The organism is Mesorhizobium sp. M0478 (assembly GCF_040321305.1).
Taxonomy (GTDB): Bacteria; Pseudomonadota; Alphaproteobacteria; order Rhizobiales; family Rhizobiaceae; genus Mesorhizobium.
Genome location: NZ_JAMYRH010000003.1, coordinates 160,243 through 176,505, shown reverse-complemented (window position 1 = coordinate 176,505; position 16,263 = coordinate 160,243). Strand labels below are relative to the sequence as shown.

At 63.3% G+C, this 16,263-nt stretch carries 15 protein-coding genes; 7 read left to right on the top strand and 8 right to left on the bottom strand.

Annotated features, from left to right (window positions below):
* Nucleotides 1–48 precede the first annotated feature (48 nt).
* The 7 genes from NKI64_RS08820 to NKI64_RS08790 form a co-directional block, all read right to left on the bottom strand.
* A complete protein-coding gene (locus NKI64_RS08820) occupies nt 49–1,071 on the bottom strand; it encodes a LacI family DNA-binding transcriptional regulator (protein WP_023668516.1) in 1,023 nt (340 codons plus the stop codon).
* Nucleotides 1,072–1,207: 136 nt separating this feature from the next.
* Entirely contained in the window at nt 1,208–2,002 is a 795-nt protein-coding gene (locus NKI64_RS08815) for an ATP-binding cassette domain-containing protein (RefSeq protein WP_023668515.1), read from the bottom strand.
* A gap of 4 nt (nt 2,003–2,006) precedes the next feature.
* Nucleotides 2,007–2,993: an ABC transporter permease gene (locus NKI64_RS08810; RefSeq protein WP_023696604.1), complete on the bottom strand. Its 987-nt coding sequence runs from the start codon at nt 2,991–2,993 to the stop codon at nt 2,007–2,009.
* A gap of 108 nt (nt 2,994–3,101) precedes the next feature.
* Entirely contained in the window at nt 3,102–4,034 is a 933-nt protein-coding gene (locus NKI64_RS08805; protein ID WP_023687083.1) for a substrate-binding domain-containing protein, read from the bottom strand.
* 296 nt (nt 4,035–4,330) lie between these two features.
* Nucleotides 4,331–5,359, bottom strand: a complete 1,029-nt coding sequence (locus NKI64_RS08800) for an ABC transporter permease (RefSeq protein WP_198022180.1) — start codon at nt 5,357–5,359, stop codon at nt 4,331–4,333.
* On the bottom strand, nt 5,356–6,900 hold the full coding sequence (locus NKI64_RS08795; RefSeq protein ID WP_352667596.1) for a sugar ABC transporter ATP-binding protein: 1,545 nt from the start codon (nt 6,898–6,900) through the stop codon (nt 5,356–5,358). The genes NKI64_RS08800 and NKI64_RS08795 overlap by 4 nt, the downstream gene beginning before the upstream one ends.
* A gap of 137 nt (nt 6,901–7,037) precedes the next feature.
* Complete coding sequence (locus tag NKI64_RS08790; RefSeq protein ID WP_023668510.1) at nt 7,038–8,195, bottom strand: fumarylacetoacetate hydrolase family protein; 1,158 nt, start codon at nt 8,193–8,195, stop codon at nt 7,038–7,040.
* A 176-nt stretch (nt 8,196–8,371) separates the two neighbouring features.
* Here NKI64_RS08790 and NKI64_RS08785 point away from each other — a divergent pair, with 176 nt between their 5' ends.
* The 6 genes from NKI64_RS08785 (at nt 8,372) to NKI64_RS08760 (ending at nt 14,539) form a co-directional block, all read left to right on the top strand.
* Nucleotides 8,372–9,649: an NAD(P)/FAD-dependent oxidoreductase gene (locus tag NKI64_RS08785; RefSeq protein ID WP_352667593.1), complete on the top strand. Its 1,278-nt coding sequence runs from the start codon at nt 8,372–8,374 to the stop codon at nt 9,647–9,649.
* Between the two features lie 96 nt (nt 9,650–9,745).
* Nucleotides 9,746–10,627: an ABC transporter permease gene (locus NKI64_RS08780; protein WP_023747934.1), complete on the top strand. Its 882-nt coding sequence runs from the start codon at nt 9,746–9,748 to the stop codon at nt 10,625–10,627.
* Nucleotides 10,624–11,451 (top strand): ABC transporter permease, encoded by an 828-nt coding sequence (locus NKI64_RS08775; RefSeq protein WP_023709184.1) that lies wholly within the window; start codon nt 10,624–10,626, stop codon nt 11,449–11,451. Before NKI64_RS08780 ends, NKI64_RS08775 begins: the two co-directional genes overlap by 4 nt.
* 25 nt (nt 11,452–11,476) lie before the next feature.
* Nucleotides 11,477–12,583, top strand: a complete 1,107-nt coding sequence (locus NKI64_RS08770) for an ABC transporter substrate-binding protein (RefSeq protein ID WP_352667590.1) — start codon at nt 11,477–11,479, stop codon at nt 12,581–12,583.
* A 281-nt stretch (nt 12,584–12,864) separates the two neighbouring features.
* The gene (locus NKI64_RS08765) at nt 12,865–13,464 is read left to right on the top strand and encodes a helix-turn-helix domain-containing protein (protein ID WP_352667587.1); all 600 of its coding nucleotides are present in this window, start codon (nt 12,865–12,867) and stop codon (nt 13,462–13,464) included.
* Entirely contained in the window at nt 13,454–14,539 is a 1,086-nt protein-coding gene (locus tag NKI64_RS08760) for an ABC transporter ATP-binding protein (RefSeq protein WP_023687090.1), read from the top strand. The genes NKI64_RS08765 and NKI64_RS08760 overlap by 11 nt, the downstream gene beginning before the upstream one ends.
* Nucleotides 14,540–14,979: 440 nt before the next feature.
* Here NKI64_RS08760 and NKI64_RS08755 read toward each other — a convergent pair whose 3' ends face one another.
* Nucleotides 14,980–15,684, bottom strand: a complete 705-nt coding sequence (locus NKI64_RS08755) for an SOS response-associated peptidase (RefSeq protein WP_352667584.1) — start codon at nt 15,682–15,684, stop codon at nt 14,980–14,982.
* A 186-nt stretch (nt 15,685–15,870) separates the two neighbouring features.
* Between NKI64_RS08755 and NKI64_RS08750 the strand changes: the two genes are divergently transcribed.
* A complete protein-coding gene (locus NKI64_RS08750) occupies nt 15,871–16,224 on the top strand; it encodes a nuclear transport factor 2 family protein (RefSeq protein WP_023684393.1) in 354 nt (117 codons plus the stop codon).
* Nucleotides 16,225–16,263 lie beyond the last annotated feature (39 nt).

The window sequence follows — 16,263 nt, the reverse complement described above, 5'->3', positions numbered from 1 at the left end:
TCTACCCCGACTTGTCGTACAAATCGGAGAAACCGCCACGGCGCGACTTCACTGCACCGGCACGTTTTCCTTGAAGATCAGCCGTGGCTCGATGAACTTCTTCGTCAGGTAGGGCGCGGCGGACGCGATCGAGCCGAGCAGGCGGATCACAGATTGCTCCGCGATCAGCCGCGCATTCTGGTCGATGACGACATCGGCGAGGTCGTCGACGAGATAGCCGCGCGTTTCCTTGGTCAGGTCGTGGCAGATGAAGACCGGCTTCTTCTTTGGCTTGGCCTCGAGCAGCGCTCTCGCCACACCTGAGCGCCCGGCCCCGACGCAATAGATGCCGAGCAGTTCCGGCTCGTTGTGCAGCGCCTGCATCGTTGCTGTGTAGCTGCCTTCGGGTTCGTCATTGATCTCGACCGCACTCGAGACCGTGAGATTGGGGAATTCCTCTGTCAGCACCGACCGAAAACCCATTTCGCGCTCCTCGTGCCCGCGATAGGAACGCGAGCCGACGACCATCGCCAGATGACCCTGGCGGCCGTTGAGGAAGCGCCCCATCAACAGCGCCGCCGTGCGTCCGGCAACCCGGTTGTCGATGCCGACATAGGCCGAACGCGGGGCGGCTGGAACGTCGGAGACCAGCGTGACAAGGCGGATGCCTGCCTCGACCACATCGCGCAATATGTTGCGCGTTCGCGGATGATCGACGGCAATGACGCCGACGCCATTGGCCTTCAGCGACAGATTTTCAACCGCCGCCTGCAGCGCTGCCGGCGAGATGCCGCCGAGATTGTGGATCCGGCACGAGGCGACCAGCGGCAGGCGTCCCGCATAGTCCTCGATGTGCCCGGCGAGGTCGATCATGAAACCGTTGGCGCCGATCGGCAGGAAGAATTCAAGATGCGCCGGCCGCGACGGCAGCGTCACCTGATCGACCACCGGCAAATAGCCGAGCTGCTTGGCCGCCTCCATCACCCGTTGGCGGTTGGCGGCGCTCGCGCCGGCCCGGTTGTTCAGAACCCGGTCGACGGTCGCGGTCGACAGGCCGCAGCTCCTGGCTATGTCGGCAACGGTGGCTTTCATGGCTGCAGTCATAGAGCATGATCCCGAAAAGTGGGAACCGGTTTTCTCGGACAAACGGGAACCGTTTTGTCAAAAGGTCATGCTCTACAACGAGTTAGAGCGGATGCGTTTCCGTGCCAGACGGCGCGAAGACGGTTCAGCCGTGCGATGGCCCGCCTTCGATGATGGCGTCGCGGATCTCCTTGTCCGACATCCCGGTGATGATGCGTTCGACCTCGGCCACGCTGGTCTTCTTCGGGTCGATGTCGTCGGCCACCACCTTGCCCCGGCGCATGACGACGATGCGGTCAACCACCTGGAAGACATGGTGGATGTTGTGGGCGATGAAGATGCAGGAATGCCCGGAATCGCGCGCGTTGCGCACGAAGCTCAGCACGCCTTGCGTCTCGGCGACGCCGAGATTGTTGGTCGGCTCGTCGAGGATGATCAGGTCGCTGTCGAAGTGCATGGCGCGCGCGATGGCGACGGCCTGCCGCTCGCCGCCGGACAGGGAGCCGATCGGCGTCGTCGGCGGGATGTTCTTGGAGATGCCGACCTGTTTCAACAGGTCGCGGGCGACATTGTTCATCGCCTCCTGGTCCATGCGGTTCAAAAAGCGCGGCGGTTTGATCGGCTCGCGGCCGAGGAACAGGTTGCGCGCGATCGACAGCTGCGTCACCAGTGCCGAATCCTGGTAGATCGTCTCGATGCCGTGCGCGATGGCGTCGCTGGTGCTGCGCAGATTGACCTTCTTGCCGCGGATGAAAATGTCGCCGCTGGTCAGCGGCACCGCCCCCGACAACACCTTGATCAGCGTCGATTTGCCGGCGCCATTGTCGCCGAGCAGGCCGACGATCTCCCTTTCGTTGACATGAAAATTGGCGTCTTCGAGCGCCTGCACGCGCCCGTAGGACTTTTTGATGTTGGACATGCGGATGAGCGGTTCAGCCATGGTTCTAGGTCCCTGCCTGATGCCGGCGTTCCAGCCATGAGTGCAGCGCCATCATGCCGAGGATGATGGCGCCGATGAAGATGTTGTAGGCCAGCCCGGGCACGCCGATCAGCACGATGCCGTTGCGCATGACGCGCAGGATGAGGATGCCGAGCACGGTGCCGATGATGGTGCCGCGCCCACCGGTCAGCGCCGTGCCGCCGATCACCACCATGGCGATGACTTCGAGCTCGTAGCCGGTGCCGCTGTTGGGGTTGGCGGCCGACGTGCGCAGCGACGAGATGACGCCGGCAAGCGAAGCCATCACCGACGACAGCACGAACAGGCCGATCTTGACGCCGCTGACGTTGACGCCGCGCGCCCTTGCGGCGCCTGGATTGCCGCCGGCTGCCTGGATCCAGTTGCCGGTCCGGCTTTGCGTCAGCACGTAGCCCAGCGCGATGGCCGCCGCGATGAACCAGAAGAGCGACATGTAGATGCGGAACGGGCCGATGAAGAAATCACCGACCAGCGCTTCGGCCAGCCAGCTGCCCTCGGCGCTCCACGTCCGCTGCGGAAAGCCGTCAGTGACGAACAGCGCGGTGCCGCGCACCACCAGCAGCATGCCGAGCGTCACCAGGAAGGATGGGATTTTCAGCTGCGTGACGAACCAGCCATTGACCAGGCCGATGAAGGCCGCGATCAGCAGCGCGGCGAGGAAGCCGACCTCCAGCGAGGTCAGGCCGCTGTTGAACAGCGTCCACATCAGCACCGGCGAAAAGCCGAACAGCGAGCCGACCGACAGATCGAATTCACCCGACGTCATCAACAGCGTCATCGCCAGCGCGATCAGCCCGAGCTCGACGGTGAAGGCCAGCGTGTTGGAGATGTTCTGCGGCGACAGGAAATCGTGGTTGATGCTCCAGAACACCGCGATTTCGACGATGAGCAGAACGAAGGGCCCGAATTCCGGCCTCGCGATCTGGCGTTGGATGAGCGAACGGTTTTCCACTGATAACCTGCGACAGGAAGGGGAAGGCTGAGCCCAGCGCGCAACGCGAAGGGCTCGGCGAAAGACAGTCGCGACCGCGGCTGCGGCCGCGACTGTTGAAGGTCTGGGTTATTTGCCGGACAGGATGTCGTCGTAGACCTGCGCGGTGTCCTTTTCATAGAGCGCGCCGGTGATGACGTTGAAGCCCGGAGGAATGCCTGACGCCGCCATGTTGGCCAGCGACAGCGCGACGTAGCTGGTCGCCTGCGGGTCCTGCCACTGGCCGGCATTGACGTAGCCGGTCAGCACTTCCTGGGTGGTGTCGAGCGAGTTGCCCCAGCCGACGACCGGGATTTCGCCCGGCTTGATGCCGGCCTGGTCGAACACCCGCTTGATCGAGCCGGTGACCAGATCGCCGAGGCCGATGATTGCCTTGACCTTGGCCTTGTTCGCGGTGAGATAGTCGACCATGCGGTTGATGGCTTCGGCCTGGTCGAGCGTCGCTTCGGTGATCTCATAGGTGATCCCCAGCGGTTCGAAGACGCTCTTGATGCCTTCCTCTTCCTGGACGCCGTAGGTGGCGCCGGGGATTTCGACCGGCATCCAGACGAAGTCGCCCTTCTTCACCAGACCCTTGTCGACCAGATATTGCGCCCAGTGCTTGCCGAAGGTGACGTTGTCGCCGCCGACATAGGCGTCGAAGCTTGCCTTGGGATCGGGCGTGTTGAAGTTGATGATCGGGATCTTGGCGGTGTTGGCTTCCTTGGCGATTTCGATCAGGCTGCCCGGATCGGGGCTGGTGGTGACGATGCCGTCGGCCTTTGCCGAGATCGCGGCGCGCACGGCCTCCTGCTGCGAGGCAACGTCGCCATTGTGGAACGAAGTGTTGACGGTGTTGCCGGTGTCCTTCGCCCATTGCTTGGCGCCGGCCAGGAAGTAGGTCCATACCGGGTCGGCCGGGCCGCCATGCGAAATCCAGTAGAACGTCTTGGCCTGTGCCGCCGCCGGAACGGCCAGCGCCACAATCAAGCCAAGCACGAGTAATCGTAGCCTCGTCAGCATTTGCTTTCCTCCCATGTTGAAAAACGACCTCCACGTCCGGCGATGATCCGGGCCATGCCCTTGATCCTCTCCTCCTGCCAGCGCCGACCCGGATGCGCAGAGCATCTTCTTTTGCGGCCGATGGCAAGCCTCTATCCGCCCAATGGATGGTGGCGCGATGCAACGCGCCATCATCGATCCCATCAGATCGCATCAGTTAGAGGGCAATTCCAGGAAAAGTGTGAAACGGTTTTCCGTCCGGAATTGCGTCAACCATGAGATAGAGATATTTCCCGGCAAGCAGGCGGGGCTTAAACTCAGGCGCGCGGATTTTCCTGGAAGCGCTCGGCCTGGCGGTTGGGCAGCACCTTGGCCAGCCGGTCGAGCGCGAGCGCCAGCACCATCACCGCGCCGATCACGAAGGGGCTCCATGCGGCGTCGATGCCGAACAGGGTCACGCCGCTCAAGATGACCTGGACGATCAGCATGCCGATCACCGCACCGAAGACGGTGCCGCGCCCGCCGGAAAGCGAGGTGCCGCCGATGATCGCCGCGGCAATCGCCATCAGCACGAAACCGCCGCCTTGGTCGACGTCGGTAACGGGAGAGCCAAGCCACAGCGCGCCCGCCAGCCCCGAGACGACGCCCATCAGCACCAGCGTCTGCAGCCGCACAGCACCTGTCGGGATGCCGGCATAGAGCGCCGCCTGCGGATTGCTGCCGACGGCCTGGATCCGGTAGCCGAAGCGGCTGCGGTGAAGCACGAGGTGCATCACCACCGCCATTGCGACGAAGACAAAGACAGCCGTCGGCACAAGGCCGAACAGCTTGCCGTGAACGATCTCAAAGAAGTCGCCGCCTGGGCTGGCCGGAGCTGTCGCTTGCATCTTGACGGCCACCGCCGCCAGGCCCCGGAACATTGCAAAGGTGCCCAGCGTAACGACGATGGCCGGCAGTCGCAGCGCCACCACCAGCAGGCCGTTGACGAGGCCGAGCCCGGCGCCGAGCAGCACGCCGGCAAGGGCGGCAAGCCACGGGTCGATGCCGGCGGCCAGAAGGAATGCGGTGAGAAGGGCCGCGAGATGGAATATCCAGCCGACGGAAAGGTCGATCTCGCGGAGTGCGAGCACGAACACCATGCCGATCGCCAGCATGCCGGGATACGCAGCGGTTTCCAGCAACGACAGCACATTGGCCTCGTCGAGGAAATCCGGCCGGGCAAAGCCTGTAATCGCCACAAGGACAACGAGCCCGATGAGCGGCCTGAGTTCGACGGGCAGGCGAAGGCTGCGCTTCGGGTGGGCAGCCGAACCGGCAAGCTGTAGCATGGGATCCAATCGTGTCATGCCATGGCTCCCACGAGTTTCTTTTTCGGCCGCTCCGCCTCCGGCATCTCGCCGGTGGTGGTCAGTTGCAGCACTGTCCTTCGCTTCATCTCGGCGCCGGACAGCTCGCCGGCGACCCGGCCGCGGTGGAAGACAAGGACGCGGTTGCTGAGGTTGGTCAGTTCGGACGGCTCGACCGAACGCAGCAAAACGATACAGCCATTGGCTGCCATCTGCCGGATCAGCGCATAGATCTTGCGCTTGGCAGCCGCCTCGATACCGCCAGCCGGATTGTCTAGGAGCAGCACTTGCGGCGCCGTCTCCAGCCATTTGGCGATTACGATCTTCTGCTGATCGCCGGCCAGCAGCGAATTCACCGGCGCGTCCGGCAGGCCCTTGATGCGCAGCGCATCGATCTGCCTTGCGGCGGCGGCGAGCGCGGCCTTGGGCGAGTAGCGGCGCGACCCCCAGTTGCGGGCGCCGGTAGCGATGTTGCCTATGTTGAAGGCCAGCGACCGGTCGGGCATCAGGCCGTTGCACAGGCGGTTGGCCGGCACCAGGCCGATGCCGCGCCGCGCCGCTTCGGTCGGATTTCCAGGCAAGCCGTAGCCGTCGGGGAGCCGCACCCTGCCGCTTTGCGCCTTGCGCAGGCCAAACAGCATCTCGAACAGGTGTTCAACGCCTGACCCCTCAAGCCCGGCCAAGCCGAGGATCTCGCCGGAGCGGGCGGTGAAGCTGACGCCGGAAATCCGGCCGCCGCTCAGACCCTCCACCGTGATCCGCGGCCTTATCGTGCTGGCATTGGCCGGCAGTGCAGGCGGGAACAGGCTGCCGCGCTGCTGGCCGATCATGGCGTCGATCACATCGGCTTCGCTCAACGCCGAGCGCTCACTTGTCAGCACGTCACGGCCGTTGCGCATCACGGTGACCTGGTCTGCGATCGCAAACACATCCTCCAGCCGGTGCGAGACATAGAGCACGCTCGTGCCCTTGGCCTTGAGGTCACTTAGTACGGTGAACAGGTGCTCGGTCTGGCGCCGGTCGAGCGCAGAATTCGGTTCATCGAGGATCAGCAGCCTCGGGCCTTCCAGAATTGCGCGGCCGAGTTCGACATAATGCCGTTCGCCCATGCCGAGTTGTCCCACAGGAGCGTGGACATCGACGTCGAGCTTGAGTTGCCGAAGCAAGGTGCGGCTGCGTGCCTCCATCTCGCGCCTGGAGACGAAGCCATTGCGCAACGGCTCGCGATTGACGAACAGATTGGCCAGCACCGAGCGGTCGGCAAACAGGCCGAGCCCCTGGTGGACGACGCCGAAGCTGTGCTTGCGTGCAGCGATCGGGCTGTCGACGGTGACCATCTGGTCGCCGACGCGGATGGTGCCGCTGTTGGGCCGGAGCACGCCGGCAAGCACCTTTACCAGCGTCGACTTTCCGGCGCCGCTTTCACCGACGACAGCATGGATGGTCCCCTGTCCGACAGACAGGTTCATATCTCTGAGCGCGACAACGCCGCCATAACGCATGGCGAGATTGCGCACCGATATCATCGGCAAACCGAGCATGCGATTCGGCCCCCACAGACCGCGCCCCGATCCTGGAGCGAATTTCCGATACAGTCACCCGGATTCCGCTAACAAACGGCTTACAGGGACCGGATAGGAACGTTTATCGGCTATCCGTTCGTCCCGCTGCTCCGAAATCAGATCAGGTCGGCCTTGGCGAGGTCCCGCATGAGATGGCTGGCGCCGTAGGTCCAGTGCGGGCAATCGGGCGACAGAAGCACGCGGTTCACCAGCGCGCCGAATTTCTCCGACGAGATGGTAACGATGTCGCCGATCTTGTGGGTGAATCCCTTGCCCTTCTCGCCGCGATCCTTCGACGGCACGAACATGGTGCCGAGATAAAGCGCCAAGCCGTCGGGATACTGGTGGTGCGGCCCCATGGCGGCCGCGACCAGCTCTTCGGGCGAACGGCTGATCTCGGCCATCGAGCTCGCGCCCTCCAGCGAAAACCCGTCCTCGCCCTCGACCTTCAGCCGCACCGTGGCGCGCTTGACATCGTCGATGGAAAAGCTTGCGTCGAACAACCGGATGAAGGGCCCAAGCGAGGCCGAGGCATTGTTGTCCTTGGCCTTGCCGAGCAGCAGCGCCGAGCGTCCCTCGACGTCGCGCAGATTGACGTCGTTGCCGATGGTCGCGCCGACGATCTTGCCGGTGCTGGCGGCGATCATGGCGATCTCCGGCTCGGGGTTGTTCCAGGTGGAGACAGGATGCAGCCCGACATCGGCGCCGAAGCCGACGGACGCCATCGGCTGGCATTTGGTAAAGATCTCGGCGTCGGGGCCGATGCCGACTTCCAGATATTGCGACCAGGCGCCGCGCTGGATGAGCTTGGCCTTGATCTCCATCGCTTCGGGTGAGCCGGGCTTCAGCTTCGACAGATCGTGGCCGATCAGCCCGGCAATGTCGGCGCGGATGGCGTCGGCCTTTTCCGCCGAGCCGCGCGCCTGCTCCTCGATGACGCGTTCGAGCAGGCTGACCACGAAGGTCACGCCCGACGCCTTCACCGCCTGCAGGTCGACAGGCGAGAGCAGATAGGGTTTTGCCGGATCGCGGGTGGCCTGAAAACTGTTGGCGGCGATCGCGTCGAGCGAGCCGATCGGTTCGCCCTTGGCAGAGCGCACGTGTCCGGCCGGATCGGCCATCTCGCAGATGTCGCGCACTGTGGGTGCGGTGGTCGAGGTGACGTCGAAAACGATCCCGTCGCGCACGGTGACCACCAGAGGATGCGAGGCATCGCTTGCCCTGGCTCGGCCGATGAAGAGCCCGTCGGCGGGAAGCTGCGTTGGGTTCGTCATGGCTTACGGTCCTTTGATGATCGAGATGGCAGCTGGGCCGCGGCACTTTCACCGGATTCACGCCAAAGGTCTATCCCGTGGCGCAGGCAATTGTCGGTTCTGACATGAGGCCCGCTCTTTCAAAAAAATGAAACTAGCACTAGAATTTTCATTTTCCGCATACTCCAGGTGAAGCCTTGCCCACACCGTTTTCCGTTCCGATCTGGCAGAAGCCGCAGACCGCATCCGCCTTCCAGTTGCTCGTCACTGCGCCGGTCGACGTTGCCATCGTCGGCGGCGGCTTCATGGGCCTGTCGACCGCCTTGCACGCAGCCCGGCTCGGTCTCGGTGTACAGGTGCTGGAGGCTGGCGAGATCGGCCAGGGCGCCTCGGGCCTCAATGGCGGCCAGGTCATTCCCGGCCTGAAATATGATCCCGAATGGCTGCTCGAGCATTTCGGCCCCGAGCGTGGCCAAGCGCTGGTCGATTTCGCCGCCTCGGCGGCGGATACGGTGTTCGATCTCATCCGCGACGAAAAGCTGGCGGTGCCGCTCACCCGCAAGGGCTGGATCCAGGCCGCGCATACCGAAACCGCATTGAAAGCGGCGGCGAACAGGGATGGTCAATGGCGGGCGCGTGGCGCCGATGTCCGGCTTCTGAATGAAAGCGAGATCGCCGATATGACCGGCGCGCAAGGCTATCTCGGCGGCTGGCTCGACCGCCGCGCCGGCATCATCGATCCGCTCGCCTATACAGTGGAACTGGCGCGCATCGCCGCCGCCGCCGGCGCCAGCATTGCCGAGCGGCAGAAGGTGGTGAAACTCCGCAAGGAGGCCGGCCTTTGGCGTGTCTCAACCGAAAGCGGCGCCGAGGTGCGGGCGAAAGCGGTTGTCCTGGCGACGAACGCCTATACCGATGGACTGCTTCCGGGCCTCGCGGAAACGATCGTGCCGCTGCATTCCTTCCAGGTCGCGACCGCGCCGCTGTCATCCAACCTTGCGGCGACGATCCTGCCGGAAGGGCAGGCGGTGTCCGACTCCAGGCGCATTCTCGTCTACTACCGCAAAACAGCCGACGGCCATCTGGTGCTTGGCGGCCGCGGCCGCATGGCGCGGCCGAGGAGCGAGGCCGACTGGGCGCATCTGCAGCACGCGCTGGTGCGGCTCTATCCGGCGCTCTCCGATGTCGTCATCGAGAAGCGCTGGTTCGGCCGCGTGGCGATGACACCGGATCACCTGCCGCACATCCATGAGCCGGAAAAGGGCCTGCTCGCCGTGGTTGGTTGCCAGGGCAGGGGCGTCGGCCTGATGACCGCGCTGGGAAAACGCATGGCGGGCTACCTCGCGGGCGGCGATGTCAATCAATTGCCGTTCCCGCTGTCGCCGGTCCGGCCGATCCCGTTCCACGCCTTCCGCCAGGTCGGCGTCGCCGCGACCATCGCCTGGTACCGGATGCTCGACGCCTTCGAGCGCTGATTGGGTGCCGGTCGCCTAGGCCTCGTGGATTCAGCTTGACAGTTTCACAAATATGAAAAAAGCTAAGCCGATTTCATATTTCCGTTGAGCAGTCCGATGTCGAGCATCGTTGCAACAGAAGCGCCGGCAGGGTCGTCCCGAGGCTTCCGCTTCGCCATGTTGCTGCCGGGCGGGCTGGTCACCTTGTTCCTGATCCTGTTTGCCCTTGGCCTTGTGCTCTTCCTCTCACTTCGCGGCAATGACGGTTCGCTGCTCGGCGCCGGCTTCACGGCAGGCAACTTCATCACCGTGGTCTCCGATCCGCTCTACTGGACGGTGACGCTGCGCTCGCTGGTGATCGCCGGCCTGGTGACGCTGGCGACCGTCGTCACCGCCTATCCCGTCGCCTACTATCTCGCTTTCTATGCCGGCCGCCGCCGCAGCCTGCTTTTGTTTCTGGTGACCCTGCCGTTCTGGACCAGCTATCTCCTGCGCGTCTTCGCCTGGAAGATCGTGCTCGCCTACAACGGCGTCTTGAACTCGGCGCTGATCGAAAGCGGCATCTGGTCGGAGCCGACGCTGGCCTTCCTCAACACGCCGGCGGCGGTGGTCGTCACGCTGGCGCATGCCTATGCGCCCTTCGCCATCCTGCCGATCTATGTGGCGCTGGACACCATCCCGAAATCACTGCTCGAAGCCGCCTCCGATCTCGGCGCCAGACCGTTCACGGCGTTTCGCCGCGTCGTCTTGCCCAATTCGATGCCGGGCGTTCTGGCGGCCGCCCTCGTCGTCTTTGTGCCGACGGTCGGCGACTATGTCACCCCGGCCATGGTCGGCGGTCCCGCCAGCACCATGATCGGCACATTGATCCAGTCGCAGTTCGGCAAGGCCAATGACTGGCCGTTCGGGGCGGCACTTTCAGTCTGCGTGATGCTGGTCATCCTCTGCGTGGTGCTGGTCGCACGCGGCGCCGACCGCAAATTCGGCAGCCGCACATGAGCGCGGCGCGGAGAGATGATGGCCGCGGCTGGCTCGGCGTCTATGTGCTTGCCTATCTCGTCTTCCTCTATCTGCCGGTGCTGTTGATCCCGCTGTTTTCCTTCAACAACTCCATCCAGGCCGCGTTTCCGCTGCAGGGCTTCACGCTCGAATGGTATGCCACGCTCTATGGCAATCCGGCGCTGTCCGGCGCGCTTTTGAACAGTCTCGTCATTGGCGTCGTGGCCGCCGCCGGCGCCACGCTCTGCGGCATCACCGTCTCTTATATGGACCTCTACGGTCGTTCGCCGCTCGCCGCCACCATCAGCGCCATCTCCAGGCTGCCGATCCTGATCCCCGGCGTCATCGTCGGCATATCGTTGCTGATCCTCGTCAATCTCATCGGCCTCGGCCCGTCGCGCATCGCCATCGTTCTCGGCCACATACTGGTGGCGCTGCCGACCACCGTGGTGATCATGCGCAGCCGGTTTGCCGCAATTCCGAAAACCATTCGCGAGGCCGCACTCGATCTCGGCGCTTCCGACTGGACGACCTTCCGGCGGGTGATGTTGCCGCTCTCGCTGCCGGCCATCGTCTCGGCCTTCATGCTGGCCTTTCTGATTTCCTTCGACGAGTTCATCGTCGTCTTCTTCCTCGCCGGCACCGAGCCGACGCTGCCGCTCTACATCTGGAGCCAACTGCGTTTTCCTCGCTCGCTGCCGACCGTGATGGCGCTGGGGACAGCTATCCTTGCTGTGTCCGTCATCATCGCCGGCATCGCCGAAATCCTGCGCCATCGCGGGCTGAGCACAGCCCGTCGGACGGCGCCCACCAGTCCAGCCTGAACCCTAACAAAAGAGGAGAACCGAAATGGCATTCGACCCGAAATCAATTAATGGGCTGAAATCGATCACTGGCCCGAAATCGATCACTGCAAAGACAGCCCGCACCGGGCTTGCCGCGCTTGCAATCGTCCTGTCGTCGACTGTCGCCTTCGCCGCCGACAAGCTGCAATATTTCACCTGGTCCGGCTATGAACTGCCAGACTTCAACAAGAGCTTCCTGACGGCCCATCCCGATGGCGTCGAGGCCTCGATCTTCGGCGACGACGACGATGCCTTCACCAAGGTCAAGGCCGGCTTCCGCCCCGATATCGCCCATCCCTGCTACGACAAGGTGGCGCGCTGGAACAAGGAAGGCCTACTGCAGCCGATCGATACCAAGCGCATCAAGAACTGGGATTCGATCTTCCCGGTGTTCAAGAACCTGCCCGACATCCAGGCCGGCGACGGCAAGGTCTGGATGGTGCCGTGGGATTGGGGCAACACGTCGATCCTCTACCGCACCGATCTGGTGAAGAACCCGGAAGCGAGCTGGAACCTTCTGTGGGACAAGCAATATGCCGGCCGCATGGCGACCATCGATGCCGTGCATGACACGCCGATCGTTGCAGCACTTCTGGCCGGCGTAAACCCCTTCGATATGACGCCGGAGCAGATGGACAAGGTGGCGGAAAAATTGCGCGAGCAGCGTCCGCTGCTCTCCAACTACACCACCGACATGACCTCGGTCGAACAGGCGCTGGCCAGCGGCCAACTGGTCGCCGCCATGACCTGGAACGCGTCGGCAACCTCGCTGAAGAAGCAGGGCGTGCCGGTCGAGTTCATGAAGCCGAAGGAGGGCATGCTGACCTGGGCCTGCGGCTTCGTCATGCTCAAGGACGCCAAAAACGTCGACCTCGCCTATGACTTCATCAACAGCCGGCTCGACGCCGACTCGGGTAAGTACCTGATCCAGGCCTACGGCTATGGCAGCTCGCTGAGCACCGCCTTCGCCGGCGTGGCGAAGGACGAACTGGACAAGCTGCAATTGCCGGCGGACCCGGAGGTGATGCTGAAGACCACCATCTTCACCGGCCCGATGAAGCAGAACGACGATGTGGCGAAGATGTTCGAGAAAGTGAAGGCGGGCGGGTGAGGGATCCATCGCCGACGGTTGCGCTGCCCCTCACCTGCCTGCCGGCATCCTCTCCCCGTATAGTGGACGGGGAGAGGGGCGCTGTCACCAGCGATTTCGCAATCGCAAACGTTGCAGAAATGGCGCCGAGTTTGCGGCCAGCCGCTTTCTCCCCGTCACTATACGGGGAGAAATGTCCGGCAGGACAATGAGGGGCAGCGCCGACGGCAGGTAATTGTGACTAATCTCCTGAAGCCCGCGGGTCTTGCCGCCGCGCCAAAGACTGCAACAAGGACCAACTGATGGACATGCTTGAAGCGAAACCAAAGGCCGACGCCGACATTCGCGTCGGCCGGCGCGTGCGCGCGCTGCGGCTGGAGCGCAATTTGTCGTTGGCCGAGCTGGCAGCAAAAGCCGGCGTCTCCATTGGTGCGCTGAGCCAGATCGAGCGCGGCCTGTCTTCGCTGCGCGTCAAGGTGATCTGGCCGCTTGCGGCCGCGCTCGACATCGAGCCTTCGGCGCTGATCACCGACGGCAACGAAGCCGCCAACGATCTCTATTGCGTGCGCGCCGACAAAAGGCGGCAGCTCCCGGTCAAGTCGGAAGGCATCGCCAAGGCGCTGCTGTCGCCGCCGGGCGCGGCGCTGACCGGCCTCTTGGTGACGGTGGAAGCCGATGGCGGCACGGCGGAAGCCTATGCGCATATCGGTCACGAGTTCGGCTGTGTCCTGTCGGGCGAGGTCGAACTGGTGGTGGACTCGACAAAATACGTGCTGAAGAGCGGCGACTCCTTTGCCTTCAAGAGCACGCTTCTGCACGCCTTCCGCAATCCCGGCACCGAGCCTTGCCAGATCCTCTGGGTCAACACCACCAAGCCGTCCGAGGTTCGCGATGGCGCCTGATGCGCTGGTACGCCTGGACACGGTCTCGAAGGTTTTCCCCGGCGGCATTGTCGGGCTCGACGCCGTCGATCTCGACATTATCAGCGGCGAGTTCATCACCCTGCTCGGGCCCTCGGGCTGCGGCAAGACCACCAGCCTGCGCGTCATTGCCGGTTTCGAGAGCCCGTCGAGCGGCAAGGTGCTGCTCGATGGTCGCGACATCACCGCGCTCAGGCCGTTCGACCGTCCCGTCAACACCGTGTTCCAGGATTATGCGCTGTTCCCGCATATGAACGTCGCCGAGAATGTCGGCTTCGGCCTGTCGCTGCGCAAACTGTCCGGCGCCGAGCAGGCAAAGCGCGTCCGCGAAGCCCTCGACATGGTCGGCCTCGCCGACAAGCTCGGCGCCCGCGTTTCCGAACTGTCGGGTGGCCAGCGCCAGCGCGTCGCGCTCGCCCGAGCCATAGTCTGCGAGCCGCGCGTTCTGTTGCTCGATGAACCGCTGTCGGCGCTCGATGCGCATCTGCGCGAACAGATGCAGGTCGAACTGAAGCGGCTGCAGTCGCGGCTCGGCACCACCTTCGTCATGGTCACCCACGACCAGACCGAAGCGCTGTCGATCTCCGACCGCATCGTCGTCATGAACAAGGGCCGCATCGAGCAGATCGCGCCGCCGGCCACGCTTTACGACCGGCCGGCGACGAAATTCGTCGCAAGCTTCATCGGCACCATGAACCTCTTGCAATCGCGCTTCATCGGCCGCGACGGCGACCGCCTGCGCTTCGCCGCTGGCGGGCTTTCGCTGGAAGCAACATCTGAAACCGGCGACACACCCGGCGAAGGCACTGAGCGCACCATCGGCGTTCGCCCCGAGGACTTGCTGGCCACCACCGATGCCGCCGCCGGCACCGCGCCGGCGCGCGTCAACTCCATCGTCTTCCACGGCCGCACGCTGCGGCTGCATGCTGAGCTGGGGCAGGGATTGCCGGTGGTGATCGATGCGCCGCGCCAGGCCGAGGGCTTTCAATTCAGCGTCGGCGACGTGGCGCATATCAGCCTGCGCCGTGGTGCCAACTGCCCTATGCTGCCAAGCTGATCCAACCCAATCCCTTCATCGACGGTTGGATTTAACCTGCTGTGAAGATCGCCAAGGTGGAATTAACTGTGAATTGACTCGCAAAGGAACATATTCCTACTTTGCGGGATGCCCGAACTAAGCACCCGACCGCGCCGAAATGTGCAAACCCTCTGCTTGGCGCATGAAGTCGGGCAGCTAATTCGTGTTCGATGTCGGAACTGCAACATCACTCGACACTATCTGCCTGGCGATCTCGCAAAGCTGGTTGGTGATATCCCCTTTTGGGATGTGGAGCGGCACATGCGGTGCGAGCGCTGCAAAGGTCGTGAGCTCGATGCAGGCATCATTCTGCCAAGCGCTGCTGAACGCCTTAAAATTCGCGTCAGACGTCTTGTCGAAATCCGCATGGTTCGCCGGGTAATCTGGCGAGACGACGATTGAGGAGAGCCGATTTCGGGCTAAAACAGAGACCCTTGGGCCGGGGCCTGTGGTGGGAACTTGATCTGTGTGGCTGGCTTCTCAACGATCACCAACGCGTCGTTGGGCGCCGTCCGCTGCAAACGCCGTGCTTCCGACCATGGCGCCGTCAGCCAAGCCTCGGTTTCCTCCGGCGTGGTGAGGATCACGGGCATAGCCTTCTCATGTATCGGCGCAATGAGACCATTAGGCTTGGTGGTCATGAAGGCGTATAGCTCGAAGTCGCCGGGACCGTCCTTGACCTTTCGCACGCCCTGCCAAGACGTCCAGAAACCAGCGAAGAAGAACAGCGGCCGGCTCTCGCCACGGGCAAACCAGTAATTTCGCTGGATTCCTGTTTCCGGGTCTTTATCGTTCGCCGCAGGGCTGGGCTCGGCAAAGCTGGTCACCGGCACGACACATCTGTGCTCGACGCCCACATATTGCTGCCAGTGCGAATATTGCGGATTGCGAACGTTGGTGGTGCCGTAGTCGGCCTTACCTTTCATGCGCTCGGGCGGCGTTGGCAAACCCCAAAGCAGTTTCGCCAGTTCACGCTCCCCATCCGTCCTGTTGCGAACGACAAGCCCAGGTTGATTGGGATAGACATCAAGCGAAGGTTCGAGGTTGCCGCTGATATCGCGCAATGTGCGGGTCCATTGGCGGACCGCCTCTTGCGTCGTCGTGATGTTGTAGAGGTTGCACATGCACCCAGCATTGCGGAATTGGCTTTTGTCTGCAACCGAAGTCGCTGTCCGACGCCGCCGCAATCGTCGTCACACAGCCGCGCTATATCATCGTCCTGACACACCTTGTCAGCTGTCGTGCGGGTAAAGGTGGCGGGCCGGCAAGCGCTTCCCTACTTCAAACCAGTCTGAACAGGAGGAACACACATGACCATCGCGGATGTTGCCAAGGATTTCACCGAAATGCTCCAGCAGGGGGATCACCTGGGTGCTGGTGAAAAGTACAATGCCGATGATATCGTCAGCCTCGAAGCCATGGAGGGGCCGATGGCCATCGCCCGTGGCAAGGAGGCTCTCAGGCAAAAGGGCGAATGGTGGCAAGAGAACCACGAAGTCCATGGCGGCTCTGTCGAAGGCCCCTATGTCAACGGCGACCAGTTCGCGGTGCGCTTCAAGTTCGACATAACGCCCAAGGCCACCGGCGAACGGGTCACCATGGACGAGGTTGGCCTGTACACGGTCAAGAACGGCAAGATCACCGAAGAGCGCTTCTACTACTGAGCCCGGGTGCCGTAGGGTTCCGGCGCACTTCGCTGCACG